The 14,050-nt window shown below is 72.3% G+C and carries 15 protein-coding genes; 9 read left to right on the forward strand and 6 right to left on the reverse strand.

The features are described 5' to 3' along the window. Positions 1 to 14: 14 nt before the first annotated feature. The gene (locus tag OHS59_RS20125) at positions 15 to 596 is read right to left on the reverse strand and encodes a hypothetical protein (RefSeq protein WP_328494800.1); all 582 of its coding nucleotides are present in this window, start codon (positions 594 to 596) and stop codon (positions 15 to 17) included. 361 nt (positions 597 to 957) lie between these two features. On the opposite strand from OHS59_RS20125, the gene OHS59_RS20130 reads away from it, so the two are divergent. Together OHS59_RS20130 and OHS59_RS20135 are read left to right on the forward strand one after the other, a co-directional pair. Further along, complete coding sequence (locus tag OHS59_RS20130) at positions 958 to 1,383, forward strand: pyridoxamine 5'-phosphate oxidase family protein (protein WP_328494801.1); 426 nt, start codon at positions 958 to 960, stop codon at positions 1,381 to 1,383. 27 nt (positions 1,384 to 1,410) lie between these two features. Further along, positions 1,411 to 2,160, forward strand: a complete 750-nt coding sequence (locus tag OHS59_RS20135; protein WP_328494802.1) for a pyridoxine/pyridoxamine 5'-phosphate oxidase — start codon at positions 1,411 to 1,413, stop codon at positions 2,158 to 2,160. A 25-nt stretch (positions 2,161 to 2,185) separates the two neighbouring features. Here OHS59_RS20135 and OHS59_RS20140 read toward each other — a convergent pair whose 3' ends face one another. The 3 genes from OHS59_RS20140 to OHS59_RS20150 are packed head-to-tail and all read right to left on the reverse strand — an operon-like array spanning position 2,186 to position 3,752. Further along, positions 2,186 to 2,800, reverse strand: coding sequence for a GNAT family N-acetyltransferase (locus OHS59_RS20140; protein ID WP_328494803.1), 615 nt, complete (start codon positions 2,798 to 2,800; stop codon positions 2,186 to 2,188). 29 nt (positions 2,801 to 2,829) lie between these two features. Beyond that, the gene (locus OHS59_RS20145) at positions 2,830 to 3,303 is read right to left on the reverse strand and encodes a Zn-ribbon domain-containing OB-fold protein (RefSeq protein WP_328494804.1); all 474 of its coding nucleotides are present in this window, start codon (positions 3,301 to 3,303) and stop codon (positions 2,830 to 2,832) included. Continuing rightward, entirely contained in the window at positions 3,303 to 3,752 is a 450-nt protein-coding gene (locus OHS59_RS20150; protein ID WP_328494805.1) for a DoxX family protein, read from the reverse strand. Before OHS59_RS20150 ends, OHS59_RS20145 begins: the two co-directional genes overlap by 1 nt. 248 nt (positions 3,753 to 4,000) lie before the next feature. On the opposite strand from OHS59_RS20150, the gene OHS59_RS20155 reads away from it, so the two are divergent. Then, the gene (locus tag OHS59_RS20155) at positions 4,001 to 5,251 is read left to right on the forward strand and encodes a flavin-containing monooxygenase (RefSeq protein WP_328494806.1); all 1,251 of its coding nucleotides are present in this window, start codon (positions 4,001 to 4,003) and stop codon (positions 5,249 to 5,251) included. A 74-nt stretch (positions 5,252 to 5,325) separates the two neighbouring features. On the opposite strand, the gene OHS59_RS20160 is transcribed toward OHS59_RS20155, so the two are convergent. Continuing rightward, complete coding sequence (locus OHS59_RS20160; protein ID WP_328494807.1) at positions 5,326 to 5,985, reverse strand: TetR/AcrR family transcriptional regulator; 660 nt, start codon at positions 5,983 to 5,985, stop codon at positions 5,326 to 5,328. Positions 5,986 to 6,096: 111 nt separating this feature from the next. Here OHS59_RS20160 and OHS59_RS20165 point away from each other — a divergent pair, with 111 nt between their 5' ends. Next, positions 6,097 to 6,858 (forward strand): TetR/AcrR family transcriptional regulator, encoded by a 762-nt coding sequence (locus OHS59_RS20165; protein WP_328494808.1) that lies wholly within the window; start codon positions 6,097 to 6,099, stop codon positions 6,856 to 6,858. A 73-nt stretch (positions 6,859 to 6,931) separates the two neighbouring features. On the opposite strand, the gene OHS59_RS20170 is transcribed toward OHS59_RS20165, so the two are convergent. Then, positions 6,932 to 9,646 (reverse strand): ATP-binding protein, encoded by a 2,715-nt coding sequence (locus OHS59_RS20170; RefSeq protein WP_328494809.1) that lies wholly within the window; start codon positions 9,644 to 9,646, stop codon positions 6,932 to 6,934. Positions 9,647 to 9,882: 236 nt separating this feature from the next. Between OHS59_RS20170 and OHS59_RS20175 the strand changes: the two genes are divergently transcribed. From OHS59_RS20175 to OHS59_RS20195, 5 genes are all read left to right on the forward strand, one after another. Beyond that, the gene (locus tag OHS59_RS20175) at positions 9,883 to 10,299 is read left to right on the forward strand and encodes a Dabb family protein (protein ID WP_328494810.1); all 417 of its coding nucleotides are present in this window, start codon (positions 9,883 to 9,885) and stop codon (positions 10,297 to 10,299) included. 274 nt (positions 10,300 to 10,573) lie between these two features. Next, positions 10,574 to 11,614 carry a medium chain dehydrogenase/reductase family protein gene (locus tag OHS59_RS20180; RefSeq protein ID WP_328494811.1) on the forward strand — a complete coding sequence of 347 codons (1,041 nt, stop codon included), beginning with the start codon at positions 10,574 to 10,576 and terminating at the stop codon, positions 11,612 to 11,614. Between the two features lie 172 nt (positions 11,615 to 11,786). Next, complete coding sequence (locus OHS59_RS20185; RefSeq protein WP_328494812.1) at positions 11,787 to 12,452, forward strand: ABC transporter permease; 666 nt, start codon at positions 11,787 to 11,789, stop codon at positions 12,450 to 12,452. A gap of 70 nt (positions 12,453 to 12,522) precedes the next feature. After that, positions 12,523 to 13,218 carry an SRPBCC family protein gene (locus OHS59_RS20190; protein ID WP_328494813.1) on the forward strand — a complete coding sequence of 232 codons (696 nt, stop codon included), beginning with the start codon at positions 12,523 to 12,525 and terminating at the stop codon, positions 13,216 to 13,218. A gap of 66 nt (positions 13,219 to 13,284) precedes the next feature. After that, positions 13,285 to 13,908: an SRPBCC family protein gene (locus OHS59_RS20195; RefSeq protein ID WP_328494814.1), complete on the forward strand. Its 624-nt coding sequence runs from the start codon at positions 13,285 to 13,287 to the stop codon at positions 13,906 to 13,908. The last annotated feature ends 142 nt before the right edge of the window (positions 13,909 to 14,050 follow it).

Genomic DNA, 14,050 nt, shown 5'->3' on the forward strand with positions numbered 1-14,050 from the left:
GCCCTCTCAGCCGATCACGCCCCGGCCGCGAGCACCAGCGGAGAGCGGGACACGGAACCGAGCGACACCGGGACGAGCGACACCGGCGCAGACGACACCGGCGCAGGCGACACCGGCGCGACAGCCGTGACCTCGCCCGCCACCCGACCGCTCCGGTCCTCCGCGAAGACGAACAGCCGCAGGACCAGGAACCGGCCGGTCCCCGCGAGTCCGGAGGCGCCGAGGTAGACGATCTGCTCGGTGAGCACCCCGGGCGACGTCTGCGCCAGGTGCAGGACGAGCACGGCGAGGGAGGTCATCGCGTAGGCGGCCGTGGCGGACCCGGCGGACTGCCAGTGCCGGCGCCATCCGGCCCGCTTCCCGGTCCCGAAGGTGAACAGCGCGTGCAGCTCGGTGCACAGGACGGTCGACGCGACGGTGATCACCGCGTTCGCCACGGCCCAGGGCAGCGCCCCCGCCAGCAGCGCCACCGCACCACTCGAAAGAACCCCGACACCGCCGCCGCACACCACGAACCGTACGAAGGAGGCGAACGCCCCGGGCCCGGAAGCGGCCTCGCCCACCGTCTCCGGCTCTGCCGCGAGCTGCGACTTCATGGGGGTTTCCTTCCGGGGGTGGGCGAGGGGCTGTCGCGCCCTTCGCGATCAGCCGGCTTCAGTTGAATCCAGCTGAATCCAGTTGCCCGGGCCGCCTTCAACCGGGTTCAACAATGCCGTCGCCCGGCCGCCCCATCGAGACAGTGCGCACCCGGATCCATGGTGGTGCCAGCACCACCACCGGCCTGCGCTGCACCCCCGCCCCGCCGCGACAGGCCGTGGCCGTCCCGGAATACGAGGAGGGACGAATCACGCTGAAAGAACTGAAAGAGCCGAAGGAACCAGCCGAAGAACCAGCCGAGGAACCGAGGAAAGACACCACTGCCCGCACCACTCGCACCCCGCACTCCGGAGGAACCCCATGGCCCTGCCCCGTGAAGAGCGCGAGAAGTTCCTTGCCGAGCCGTACGTCGCCGCGCTGGCCGTCGACGCCGGGGCGGGCCGCGCCCCGCTCATCGTGCCGATCTGGTACCAGTACGAACCCGGCGGCCTCGTCTGGATCCTGACCGGGCTGAACTCCCGCAAGCACGAACTGATCAGCGCGGCGGGCAGGTTCTCCCTGATGGTGGACCGCCTCGAACCCACCATCCGGTACGTGTCCCTCGAAGGGCCGGTCGTCGGGACGGCCCCCGCCACCCGCGAGCAGCTCCACGAGATCTCGGCCCGCTACCTCCCGGCCGACAAGGTCGACGCGTACGTCGACTTCTCCTGGAAGGAGCACGGCGAGATGGTCGTCATCCGGATGCGCCCCGAACGGTGGCTGTCGTCCGACCTCGGTTCGGTCTGAGGCCGGCCACCGCGTGACAATCGGGGCATGAACGCCGACGCCCCCACCCCGCCCGCGACCCCCTCCGGCCACTCCGGCCCCGCGGAACCCACCGAGCCGGCCGAACCCGCCGAACCCGCCGAGCCTTCCGAGTTCGTACGGCTGCTGAGGTCTCAGCGGGTCTGGGACACCGAACTGCCGGACTTCGCCCCGGCCTCGGCCCCCGCCCATCCGCTGCCGCTCTTCGAGCAGTGGTTCGCCGGGGCCGTGGCCGCCGGGCAGTGCGAGCCGCACACGATGTCGCTGGCCACGGCGGACGCCGAGGGCCTGCCCGACGTGCGGACCGTGATGCTGCACGGCGCCGACGAGGAGGGCTGGCACTTCGCCTCGCACGCGGGCAGCCGGAAGGGCCGGCACCTGGCCTCCCGCCCGTACGCGGCGCTCGGCTTCTACTGGCCCGCGCAGGGCCGGCAGATCCGGGTGCGCGGGCCGGTGACCGTCGCCCCGTCCGAGGTCGCGCGGGCCGATCTGCGGGCCCGCTCGACGGGCGCGCTCGCCTCCGCCCTGGTCGGCAGGCAGAGCGAAGTGCTGGGCTCCTACGAGGAGTTGGAGCACGCCTCGGACGCGGCATGGGACCGCGCCCGCCGCGAACCGGACGCCTCGGCGCCGTCGTGGACGGTGTACGTCCTGGCCCCGGACGAGGTGGAGTTCTTCCAGGGCGACGCGCGCCGACGGCACGTACGCCTGACCTACCGCCGCGCGGACGGCGAGTGGCGCAAGGAGCTGCTGTGGCCGTAGCGGCCACCAGGGGCGTCGCGGGGCGCTACGGCAGTACGGGCTCGATGTCCGTGCCGGGATCCGTGGCCAGTCGGGCGTGCAGATGGACGTCCCGGAAGGTGTCCAGGCGCCCCGACTCGAACATCGCTCCGCGCAGGGTGCCCTCGTACGGGTAGCCGCACCGCTCGGCGATCCGGCAGGAAGCCTCATGTCCGACGGCGTGCCCCAACTCCAGCCGGTGCAGGCCGAGTTCCTCGAAGGCCCACCGCGAGGCCAGGGCGAGGGCGCGCGTGGCCACCTGACGGCCGCGCGCATCGGGGAGCACCCAGTAGCCGACCCGGGCGACCCGTACGACATGGTCGATGTCGTTGATCCCGATGTGCCCCAGCGGTACGCCGCCGGTCGCGTCGGTGACACAGAACGAGACGCCCACCCCCTCCTGGGCGGCCTTGATCCGCGAGGCCAGCGACTCCTGCGCGTCGGCCCGGTCCTCTATCGGTCTGAGCGGTGTGTTCCACCGCTGGAACTCGGGGTCGAGGTAGCCCCGCAGCCACGCCTGGACGTCCTCCTCGGCGTCCGCGTCCCAGGGGCGGAGCCAGAGCCCGTAACCGTGGATCTCGGGACGCGGGAGGGAGCCGGAGGACTCGTACAAGTCGGTCATCGAGCCATTCAACAACGGCCCGCGACGGATCAGGACGAGGGGTCGGGCCGGAACACCGGAACCACGACCCCACCCTCCGCGCCCTCAGCGCCCTCAGCGCTCTCCCCAATCGCCTCCCCCGCCGTGCGGAAGATCGCCTCCAGCGCCATCCCCACCCGAAGATCCCCCTCCGCGCAGTCCACGACCTCGGTCATCATCCGCGGCCCCTCTTCGAGGTCGACGACGGCGGCGACGTACGGGGTGCGGGACGCGAAGGGCCGCAGGTCGTTGCGGTGGACGACGGACCAGGTGTAGAGCGTGGCACGGCCGCTCGCCCGCTCCCAGGTCACGGTCTCGCTCCAGCAGTGCGGGCAGAACTCCCGCGGGTAGTGGTGGGCGCGCCCGCACGCGCCGCACCGGCGCAGCAGCAGGTGCCCGTCGGCGGCGGCGTCCCAGTAGGGCCGGGTGAAGGTGTCGATCTCCGGTACGTCGAAGCGGGCCGCCGCGCCGAAGGGGGCCGCCATCAGAAGAGTCCCAGCGCGCTGTCCAGGGACCAGGTCTGCCAGGACATGCCGAACAGGGCCACCAGGGAGATCAGGGCCATCATCGCGTTCTGCCCCTGCTCGGCCCAGTCGTGGATCATCAGCACGAGGTAGAGAAGGTTGAGCAGCAGTCCGCCGACCAGGGCGATCGGGGTCAGCAGGCCCACGACGAGGCCGAGGCCGAGGGCGAGTTCGGCGTACACGACGACGTACGCCATCGTGCGCGGCCGGGGCGCGACCACCACCTCGAAGCCGCTGCGCACCGTGTTCCACCGGTGCTTCGCGGCGACGTCCGCCGCCCACGCGATCCCGGTCCCCCGCTCGAACCAGCCCTTCTTGTCCTTGTGCCGCCAGCTCTCCAGCCACCACAGCCCGAGCCCGACACGGAGCACGGCCATCCACTCCGCGCCGGTGAGCCAGATCGCGTCCATGACACCGCACCCCTCCCGCGACCGCAGATCCACTCTTGAATCTGACGGTACGTCAGTCCAGCGCACCGGGCCCAGGTGCGCAAGAGGCCTACGACCGCCCGCGCCGCCTCGGGCGCGCGCCGTACCGCACGCACGCATGTGGCCTACGACACAAGCCCCACACACCCCTCCTACAGCCGTGATCAATTCGCAACCGATTCCGGGCTTGACCGAGACCCATCAAGTGACCATGTGAATACGCTCGGCACATGGCCGACTCTCCCGACCCGACATCCCAGGCATCCCCGGCACCCGCACCGACGCCGACGCCGACGCAGCAGGCGGCGTCCGCGCCGCAGCAGGACCGACCCGTGTACGTCATCGGGGGCGGGCCGGGCGGCCTCGCGGCCGCGCACGCGCTGCGCGCCCAGGGCGTACGGGCCGTCGTGCTGGAGAAGTCCGACCGGGTCGGCGCCTCCTGGCGGCGGCACTACGACCGGCTGCGGCTGCACACCACGCGGCGGCTCTCCGGACTGCCGGGCCTGCCGATGCCGCGCTCGTTCGGGCGGTGGGTGTCACGTGACAACGTGGTGCGCTATCTGGAGAAGTACGCCGAGCACCACGAGCTGGAGATCGTCACGGGCGTCGAGGTCTCGCGCGTGGAGCCCTCCGCCGACGGCACCGGCTGGCTGCTGCACGCCACCGGCGGGCGTGAGCTGACCGGCAGCGCGGTGGTCGTGGCCACCGGCTACAACCACACGCCGTACGTGCCCGAGTGGCCGGGCCGTGACGGGTACACGGGCGAGTTCCTGCACGCCGGCGAGTACCGCAACCCCGCCCCCTACGCCGGACAGGACGTCCTCGTGGTCGGCGTGGGCAACACCGGCGCCGAGATCGCCGTGGACCTCGTCGAGGGCGGCGCGGCGCGCGTACGCCTCGCCGTGCGGACCGCGCCGCACATCGTGCGCCGGTCGACGGCCGGCTGGGCGGCCCAGTACACCGGGATCCTCTGCAGACGGCTGCCGGTCGCGCTGGTGGACCGGCTGGCCGGGCCGATGGCCAGGCTCAGCGTCCCGGACCTCTCCTCGAAGGGGCTGCCGCGGCCCGACACCGGGCTGTACTCGCGGGTCAACCAGGGGTCCATCCCCGTGCAGGACGTCGGCCTGATCGACGCCGTCCGCAAGGGCCGGGTCGAGGTCGTGGCCGCGGTCGAGGGCTTCGAGGACGGCAAGGTCGTCCTCGCGAACGGCGACCGCGTCGGCCCGGACGCCGTGATCGCCGCGACCGGCTACCGGCGCGCCCTGGAGAACGTCGTGGGCCACCTCGACGTTCTCGACGGACGCGGTCGCCCGGTCGTCCACGGCGCCCGCACACCGAAGAACGCGCCCGGTCTCTATTTCACCGGCTTCACCAACCCCATCAGCGGGATGTTCCGCGAACTGGCCATCGACGCCGAGAAGATAGCGAAGGCGATCGCGCGCGACGCCGGCCGAAGGAATGCGTCCCGCATCGCGAACTGACAGCCGCACCGACGGTTGCACTCGCAGTCGCACTCGGAGTCGCGCCGGCAGTCGCCGGGCGCCGCTCGCCGCGACTACTCGCCCTGGCCGCCCTCGTCGCCGTGGAAGTGCGCGAGCGTGGTGATGACCCGTTCCTCGATGTCCGGCGGCCAGGGGAACGAGGGGGCGACCGCCCGCTGGTGGGCGAGTCCGTGCAGGCCGAGCCAGAGCGCGACCGTGTCCGCGGGCACGTCCGTACTGGTGGCACAGCCGGCGGTGACGCAGTCCTGGAGGGCTTCGGCCAGCCGCCGCATGCTCGCCTCGCCGAGCGAGCCGAGGTCCTCCGCCGTAACGGAACTCGCGCCCGGATCCGGCATCCAGAACCCGCCGAACATCGTGCGGTAGCGCCCCGGATGGGCCTCGGCGAACCCCAGATACCCCTGGCACAGGGCCGTGAGCCGCGCGCGGGGCGAGTCGTCGGCCGCGTCCACGGCCGCGCCCAGCCGCTCGTCCAGCTCGGCGAAGGCGTTGCGCACCACGGCCAGCATGATGGCGGGCTGATCGGGGAAGTGGCGGTAGATCGAGGGGGCGGCGATGCCCACCTTGCGGGCGACGGAGCGCAGGGTGATGGCGCTCTCGTCACCGGTCTCGTCGAGCAGTTCGACCGCCGCCGCCACGATCTCGTGGCGCAGCCGGTCCCCCTCTCCTCTGCGGTTGCGGACGCGGACGGGTGTCGCTGCTGTGTCGTCTCCCATACCGTTACCTTACACCTCGAAGCTTAAGACCGTTCGCCTTGCGGTGGACTGGGAGACGACTCTAGGCTTACATTCGTTAGCTTACCGGCGACCCAGTGGATCGGAAGCAGCATGAGCGGCATCACCATCGCGGGCGGCGCCACCGGACCGCCCCCGGCCCGCCCGAGGAACCGTCGCGGCGAGGGGGCCGGGCTCCGCGCCGAGATCCTGGCCGCCGCGGCCGAACTGCTCGACGCCGACGGGGACGAGCGCGCCGTGACCCTGCGCGCCGTCGCCCGCAGGGCCGGGATCGCCGCGCCCTCGATCTACCCGCACTTCCATGACCGGCCCGCCCTCGTGCTCCAGGTGATGCGGCAGGCCTTCGCCGGGCTCTCCGTACGGATCCGGTCCGCCCTCGACCAAGCGGGCGACGACCCCCAGGAGCGCCTGAACACCGCCTGCCGGGCCTATCTGGACTTCGCCCGTGACCACCCCGAGCGGTACCGCGTCATGTTCGGCGGCACGTGGAACCCTCGCGCCGCCGCCTCCGACGGTCCGGGTCCCCGGGACAGGAAGGCGACGCGGGCCCGCACCGACAGCGGCACCGACTGCCGCACCACCGGCTTCAACGACTGCCGCGCCGACGGCTTCACCGGTTGCCGCACCGACGGCTGCGGTGGTTGCCGCGCCGGAGACTTCACCGGTTGCTTCCTCGGTTGCCTCGCCGACTGTCTCGCCGCGGGGCGCGGCATCGGCATCGATCCGGCCGCCGACGCGGTCGCGCTGTGGCTGGGCCTGCACGGGCTCGCCCACCAGCGAGCCATCGCCCCCGCGTTCCCCTGGCCTGCCGACATCGTCCAGCGGCTCGCCTTGCCCCTGTCCCATCTGGTGTGAACCCGCAGCACCTGCCAGGGACTCGCACCCCCTCGGACACCGGGGTTCGAACACCGCGCCCCGGATGCCGGGCTCAGAGACCCAGGCCCGGATGATCCCGGAGCTGTCGGCGGGAAGTGACGCCGAGCTTGCGGAAGATGCTGCGCAGATGGGCGTCGATCGTGCGCGGGCTGAGGAACAGCCGGGAGGCGACCTCCTTGGACGTCGCACCGGTGGCGACCAGCCGCGCGATGTACAACTCCTGTGCGGTCAGCCGGTCGTAGGCGGACCCGGACCGGCCGGGGGCCTTCTCCCCGCTGGCACGCAGTTCGTCCGCGGCCCGCCGGGCGAACGCCTCGACGCCGGCCTCGGACAACAGCTCGTGGGCGGTACGCAGATGGCGTCGGCAGTCACGCCTGCGGCCCTCGCGCCGCAGCCACTGCCCGTACAGGAGATGGGCCCTGGCCCGGTAAGGGACCATGGGGCTCTTCTCCAGGTGCTCGACGGCCTCCCGGTAGTGGTCCTCGACCCCGGTCACCAGCCCGCGCGCGTATGCCGCGATACCCAGGCCCGAGCTGGTCCCACTGGCGTCGGTGCGCTCGGTCAGGGCGTCCAGGGCGCTGACGGCGGCGTCGTGCTCACCGCACCCGACGGCCGCCTCCACCAGCTCGGGCAGGGAGAAGCCCGCGAGGAAGAGGTCGCCGTTCGCGACGGCCTGCCGGGCCGCCGTGAGCGCGGCCGGGTACTCGCCCAGGCCGTTGTGCAGCACGGCCGCCGCCCAGTGGGTGTTGGCGATCAGCTGCCCGGCGCCGCTCACCGCCGCCGCCTCGGTGGCCGACTCGAACAGCCGCAGCGCCTCCTGACGACGGCCGCGCAACGCGGCCAGTTGCAGCCGGTGGTACGTCACCGGGGGCCCGCCCACCGCGTCCGCGATCGCCTCCTCCTCGGCGATCGCGGCCATCGCCTGCCCGAGGTCGCCGGACAGCACCGCCCAGGACGTCAGCTGGGCGAGGCCCAGACGCAGCACGAGCGGCGAACCCGACTCACGGCCGGTCCTCATCAGCCACTCGGTGATCGCCGCATGGGTGTGCGGATCCCACAGTTCGCCCGCCAGCACGACGGCGAGTGCGGGCCGCCGGGTCCACATCGGAGCGCCGTCGCCGTCGAGGGCACCGCGGATCAGGGGTACCGCGGCCCGGTGTCCGTCCGTGCCCAGCCTGATCAACGCGTCCAGGACGTCCGGCGAACGGGAGGGCGGCGCCGTGGACCGTGCCGCCGCCAGGACCCTGTCCATCACACCGGTGGCCCGGCCGACGACCAGGCTCATTTCGAGCGCGTCCAGGAAACAGTCGCGGGACCACTGCGGGTCCGGTCCAGAAAGCCGTTGCGCGGCGCGCAGCATGAACATCGGGCCGTCGCCGTCGTTGTGCCGCACGAAGGCGATCCGTCCTCGCAGCAGATCGACCCTGGCGTGCTGGAGTTCGTCCAGAGGCGCGTTCTCGACAGTCGACAGAAGGTCGACCGCGGTGTCGGTGATGCCCGCGTCGAGCTTGGCCCGTACGGCCGTGAGCGTGCGTTCGGTGCGTTTGGCGGTGTCCACCGAGAGGGCCGCAGCGCGTTCGAGGAAGGCCGCCGCGGCTGCCACGCCGCCGCGTGACCGGGCGCGGGCCGCGGAGCGTTCCAGCTCGGCGGCGACGTCCTCGTCCGGTCCCGCCCCGGCCTGGGCGCGGTGCCAGGCGCGCCGGTCGGGGTCCACGGCCGGGTCGGTCACCTCGGCCAGCACCCGGTGGGCCGTGCGGCGCTGTTCCGCCTCCGCGGCCCGGTAGACAGCGGACCGGGCCAGCGGGTGGCAGAAGCGGACGCGGGTGGAGAACTCGACGAGACCGGTGGCGGCGGCGGCCTCGCCGACCGTCCTCGGGTCGAGGTCCAGAAGCCGCGCGGCGGGCCACAGCAGGCCGGGGTCACCGGTCGGATCGGCGCTCGCGACGGTCAGCAACAGCCGTGCTCCGTCCGGCAGACCGGCCAGCCTGGCCCGGAAACCGCGCTCGATCCGGGTCGGCACCGACGACGTGTCAGGCGGCGCGAACCCACCGGACCTGGGGAGTTCCAGCAGCGCCAGGGGGTTTCCCCGCGCCTCGGCCGTGATCCGGCGGCGCACCTGGTCGTCGAGCGGCGCATGGCTCTGCGCCGCCAGCAACGTCCGCGCGTCGGTGTCGCTCAGCCCGCCGACGAGCAGCCCGGGCAGTTCGTCCAGCCCACCCCCTGCACCCCGTCGGCCCTCCGTCTCCGCGCGGTGCGGCCGGAGCGCGAACATCATGGCGACAGGCTCACAGGAGATCCGCCGGGCGAGAAAGGTCAGCACCTTCGACGAGGCGGTGTCCAGCCACTGGGCGTCGTCGATCAGGCACAGCAGGGGGCGTTCACGGGCCGCGCGGGACAGCAGTTCCAGGGTCGCCACACCGATGCGGAACACGTCCGGGGCGCTCGTGGCCAGCCCGAACGCGTTCCGCAGGACCTCGCGGTGCGGGGCGGGCAGTTCGGCGAGGTGCCTCAGCATCGGCACGCAGAGCTGGTGGAGGGCGGCGAACGGCAACTCCCTCTCGTACTCCGCCCCGGACGCCCGGACGGCGAGGAACCCGGAAGCGGTTCGCCGGGCGTGGTCCAGCAGCGCGCTCTTGCCGATGCCCGCCTCACCGCGCAGGACCAGGGCCACGCCCAGTCCCTCGCGCGCGGCGCCGGTCAGCTCGTCGATGCGCGTCATCTCGGCCTGCCTGCCGATGAGTTGACCGTGGGGGTGAGCCGACTTCATGGCGCACAGGTTAGGCGAGCCGCCGCCACCCGGGCATGCGGCCCCTCGGCGGGCACGGACCGCCGCCCCGGCGCGCGTCAGCGGTGACCGCCCCTGCCGCGAGCACCCGCGCGGTGACCGCCGTGCGGTGATCACCCATGCGACGACGGCCGTCGGCCGGTAGGTGAACTTCACCGACGCGAGGGGGTGCGCGTCGGTACAAGTCTGGTCGCCCGACCAACCGAAGGAAGAGCTCGATGATCTACCACGGCAACCGGATCAAGCTGAAGGAAGGCATCACCCCGGAGCAGTTCGAGGAGGCGCTGGCGATCCTGCACGAGCAGGGCCGGACCATCCCCGCGGTGAAGTCGTACTTCGTGGGCCGTGAGTACGGCGGCGCGTTCGACTGGAACGCGTTCTTCGTCCTGGACGACCTGGCCGGCTACTGGGAGTACCTGATCCACCCGGCCCACACCAGGTCCGAACGGTTCGCGCTCCCCCTGATGGAGAAGTTCGAGTCGTACGACATCACGGACGACCCCGACCCGGAGTTCGGCGCCCGGATCGCGGAACTGCAGAGGCGCCACTACGAGACCGACCCGGAACTCGTACGGCTGGTCGCGGCGCTCCCCTCCCATACGGGCAGCAGCGCCCTCACCGACCTCGGCCGGTAGTCGCCGACAGCCACAGCCGGGCCCGGCACGGCACCGCTCGGCTCGGCTCGGCACCAAGGACACCGGTCCAGCCCCCCCCCGGCCCCCCGGCCCCTCAGGCGGAGGTCGTCGGCCGCAGGACCGCACAGCGACCTCCACCCCGTTGCCTTACACCGCGAAGTTTATGGCCGCACCCCCTTGCCGCCCGTGAACTAACACGTATAGCCTTACGACCGTAAGCACACAGCAGGAACCTGCGGCCGAGATCCGTAGCAGAAGCCTTTAGGGGTACGCCATGAACAGCACCGTCACAGCCACCGAGATCGTCCTGCCCGGCCTGGTCGAGCCGGACGGCCTGGAGCTCCGGACCCGCGACCTTCCGGCCCCGGCCAAGGGCCAGGTCGTCCTGCGGATGGACGCGACCGGCGTCTCCTTCGCCGAGCAGCAGATGCGCCGCGGCACGTACTACGACCAGCCGCCGTTCCCCTTCGTGCCCGGCTACGACGTGGTCGGCACCGTGACCGCGGCCGGCCCGGAGGTGGACGCCGCGCTCGTCGGGCGCCGGTTCGCCGCGGTCACCAAGACCGGCGCGTGGGCCAGCCATCTCCTCGTCGACGCCGTGGACCTGATGCCCGTACCGGACGAGGTGGACGCGGCCGACGCGGAGACCGTGGTCGTCAACGGCATCACCGCCTGGCAGATGCTGCACCGCATCGCCAAGGTCCGTACCGGCGGCACGATCGTGGTGCTGGGCGCCAACGGCGGCGTCGGCTCCACCCTCGTACAGCTGGCCCGCCACGCCGGGATCACCGTGATCGGCACGGCGTCGGCCCGCCACCACGCGACCGTGTGCGAACTGGGCGCGACCCCGGTCGACTACCGCGACCCGCAGATGTACGAGCGGATCCGGGAGCTCGCGCCGGACGGCGTCGACGCGGTGTTCGACCATGTCGGCGGCGCCGGCGTGGAGCAGTCCTGGCAGCTGCTGCGCCGGGGCGGAGCCCTGGTCTCCTACGGCAGCGCGGCCACCAAGGACAACGAGGGCAACTCCCAGCTGCCGGTGCTGAAGCTGTTCGCGCGGCTCGCCGCGTGGAACTCCCTGCCCAACGGCAAGAGCGCGCAGTTCTACAACTTCTGGGCCGGCAAGCGGCGTTGCCGGACGTCCTGGCAGCAGCGGATGAACGAGGACCTCGCCCAGGTGCTGCGCCTGGTCGCCGACGGCGCCCTCACCCCGCAGATCGCCGCGAGGATCCCGCTCTCGGACACCGCCGCGGCGCTGGCCCTCGCCGAGACCCGCACCGTCGCCGGAAAGATCGTCATCGTTCCCGAGGTGTGACGCCTTGAGCACCGCGGCCGGTTCGCCACCGCCCTGAGCCCGACCGCCCCGAGCCCAACCGCTTTGCGCGCCAACCGCCTTGCGCGCCCCTCGCATCCAGCCCCGCGGCCATCGCCCCCGCCCGCGCGCCGCCGCCCCGCGCCCCTCATCCCGCCCCCCGGAGGTATCCGCCATGTCCGTCACCACTGCCAGCGCCGCCACGACTGCCGCAATCGCCGTCGCGCCCGCCACCACCGTCACCGGCCCCTCGGCCGCGGTACGCCGCCAGGGCGACGTCGACAACCGTGCGACCTACATCAGCTTCGGGCTCGCCTATCTGCTCGGCCACGGGTCCGCCGCACTCTCGAAGGGCGACAGCCCCCTGCTCGACCTGCCCGGATGGCTGCCCATGGCGCTCCTCGGCGCAGGGCTCGCCGTCGGCACCGTCCAGGCCACCGTGGCCGCCCTCCGCGCCCAGCGGGCCGCCACCGAACCCGACGACGTACTCTCCGGCCAACTCCTCGGCGCCGCCTGGGTCACCGCCTTCGCCGCCCTGTTCCTCGCCATCACGGGCCTGGCGGCCACGCTCGACCTGCCCGATGTGCAGTCCTTGCTCTGGCCCACCGGTTCCGGCTTCGTGGTCGGTCTGCTCTACATCGCCGAAGGCGCCCAGCGCCGCAACCTGCTCCACTACGCCCTCGGCACCTGGCTCGCGCTGACCTCCACCGCGGCCCTGCTCCTCGGGACCCCCGGCTTCTACTGGGTCCTCACCATCGCCGGCGGCGGCGCCTACGCCATCGCCGCGGTCCTCGAACGCCGCCGCCTCAACTCCCACCCGGGACAGCCGCGGCGCGCCTGACACCACCCGCATCACCCACACCACCGACGTCACACACGTCACCCACGTCACCCACAAAGACAGGAACGCCATGCCCATCGACAGCCCCGCCCTCTCGTCAGCCCGGCCCCGGCCCCGGCCCCGGACGCGCGCACGTGCCACCGCGGTGACGGTCACGGCCGCACTCGCCGCCGTCGGCGTCCTCGTGAGCACCGGCCCCGCCCAGGCCACCCCCGCCCGGACGGGGACCGCGCACCACACCGGCGGGCTCAAGTGCCAGGGCAAGGGCGTGGACCCCGACGCCCTCATCCGCTACCGGACCGACGTCGTGATCAAGGCTCCGCTGAGCACCGTCTTCAAGCTGCAGACCGACGTCGAAGGCTGGCCGTCGTGGCAGGCGCCGGTCCTCTCCTCGAAGCGCCTCGACCACGGTCCGCTCCGCGCGGGCTCGCAGTTCCGGTGGACGACCCCGGCGCCCGCCACCCCCAGCACACCCGAGACCACGCTGAACATCACCTCCACCGTCCGCCAGCTCGAACGCAACTCCTGCATCCGCTGGAGCGGTCCTGCGGTCGGCGAGGGGCTGCGGATCGACGAGGGCGTCCACGTCTGGAACTTCACCAAGGTCAAGGGCGGCGTACGCATACAGACCGAGGAGACCTGGACCGGCGCCCAGGTCGAGGCGGACGTCCCCCTGGCGACAGCGATGCTCGGCGCGGGACTCGAAGAGTGGCTCCGCGAGCTGAAGACCACCGCGGAAGCCCGAAACGACGGGCCGTGCGCCTGACCGTGCGCCCGGCAGGACCCCCGCAGAACCACCGAGAAAGAGATCGAGACCGACCCGATGAAATCGATGAAGTCACTCACCAGGCTCATGCAGGGCATGGCCGTCGCCGCGGTGGCCACCGCCACGACGCTGTCCGTACCGGCCGTGGCAGCGGCGCACGAGGCGCGGCCCGGCTCCGGGACGGCCTTCCAGGAATGCCGCGGCGTGACCGTCGCCAAGAACGCACCGGTCGTCAGCCGCGCGAGCGTCGTCATCGAGGCGCCCCTGAAAACGGTCTGGAAGCTGCACACCGACATCGACGCGTGGGAGACCTGGATACCGGAGATCACCCCGGCGCGGAAGAAGACGCCGGGACCGCTGCGACCGGGTGCGGTCTTCGAGTGGTCCCCCCAGAACATGAAGGTCACGTCGACCGTCACGGCGGTCGAGCAGGGCCGCTGCACCGCGTGGGCCGCGCCCGTCAACGGCATCGACGGCGTGCACCTGTTCACCTTCAAGCAGGTCAAGGGCGGTGTGCTCGCCACCACGGAGGAATCCTGGGCGGGCGCTCCCGTCGAGGCCGACATCCCCGGTAACCAGGCCGCCCTCGACGCCGGCCTGAACGACTGGGTGAACCGGCTCAAGAGCACGGCCGAGACGAAGTCCGGCTGCGCCGACCACAGGAGCGGCACGGACCGCAGGACCAAGTAGCGGGTCCCAAGACCAAGCGCCAAGCACTAAGCACCGAGCACCGAGCACCGAGCACCGAGCAGGACGTTGTGGCGGCCATACCTGTGGCCGCCACAACTTCTTTGCTTGCAGACCCGTTCCTGACGCGACGTCAGTTCAGTAA

Origin of the sequence: Streptomyces sp. NBC_00414 (genome assembly GCF_036038375.1) — a bacterium.
Classification (GTDB): Bacteria; Actinomycetota; Actinomycetes; order Streptomycetales; family Streptomycetaceae; genus Streptomyces.

Coding starts and splice junctions, on each gene's coding strand:
- OHS59_RS20125 (WP_328494800.1), bottom strand. CDS start 596: ATGAAGTCGCAGCTCGCGGCAGAGCCGGAGACGGTGGGCGAGGCCGCT.
- OHS59_RS20130 (WP_328494801.1), top strand. CDS start 958: ATGGCCCTGCCCCGTGAAGAGCGCGAGAAGTTCCTTGCCGAGCCGTAC.
- OHS59_RS20135 (WP_328494802.1), top strand. CDS start 1,411: ATGAACGCCGACGCCCCCACCCCGCCCGCGACCCCCTCCGGCCACTCC.
- OHS59_RS20140 (WP_328494803.1), bottom strand. CDS start 2,800: ATGACCGACTTGTACGAGTCCTCCGGCTCCCTCCCGCGTCCCGAGATC.
- OHS59_RS20145 (WP_328494804.1), bottom strand. CDS start 3,303: ATGGCGGCCCCCTTCGGCGCGGCGGCCCGCTTCGACGTACCGGAGATC.
- OHS59_RS20150 (WP_328494805.1), bottom strand. CDS start 3,752: ATGGACGCGATCTGGCTCACCGGCGCGGAGTGGATGGCCGTGCTCCGT.
- OHS59_RS20155 (WP_328494806.1), top strand. CDS start 4,001: ATGGCCGACTCTCCCGACCCGACATCCCAGGCATCCCCGGCACCCGCA.
- OHS59_RS20160 (WP_328494807.1), bottom strand. CDS start 5,985: ATGGGAGACGACACAGCAGCGACACCCGTCCGCGTCCGCAACCGCAGA.
- OHS59_RS20165 (WP_328494808.1), top strand. CDS start 6,097: ATGAGCGGCATCACCATCGCGGGCGGCGCCACCGGACCGCCCCCGGCC.
- OHS59_RS20170 (WP_328494809.1), bottom strand. CDS start 9,646: ATGAAGTCGGCTCACCCCCACGGTCAACTCATCGGCAGGCAGGCCGAG.
- OHS59_RS20175 (WP_328494810.1), top strand. CDS start 9,883: ATGATCTACCACGGCAACCGGATCAAGCTGAAGGAAGGCATCACCCCG.
- OHS59_RS20180 (WP_328494811.1), top strand. CDS start 10,574: ATGAACAGCACCGTCACAGCCACCGAGATCGTCCTGCCCGGCCTGGTC.
- OHS59_RS20185 (WP_328494812.1), top strand. CDS start 11,787: ATGTCCGTCACCACTGCCAGCGCCGCCACGACTGCCGCAATCGCCGTC.
- OHS59_RS20190 (WP_328494813.1), top strand. CDS start 12,523: ATGCCCATCGACAGCCCCGCCCTCTCGTCAGCCCGGCCCCGGCCCCGG.
- OHS59_RS20195 (WP_328494814.1), top strand. CDS start 13,285: ATGAAGTCACTCACCAGGCTCATGCAGGGCATGGCCGTCGCCGCGGTG.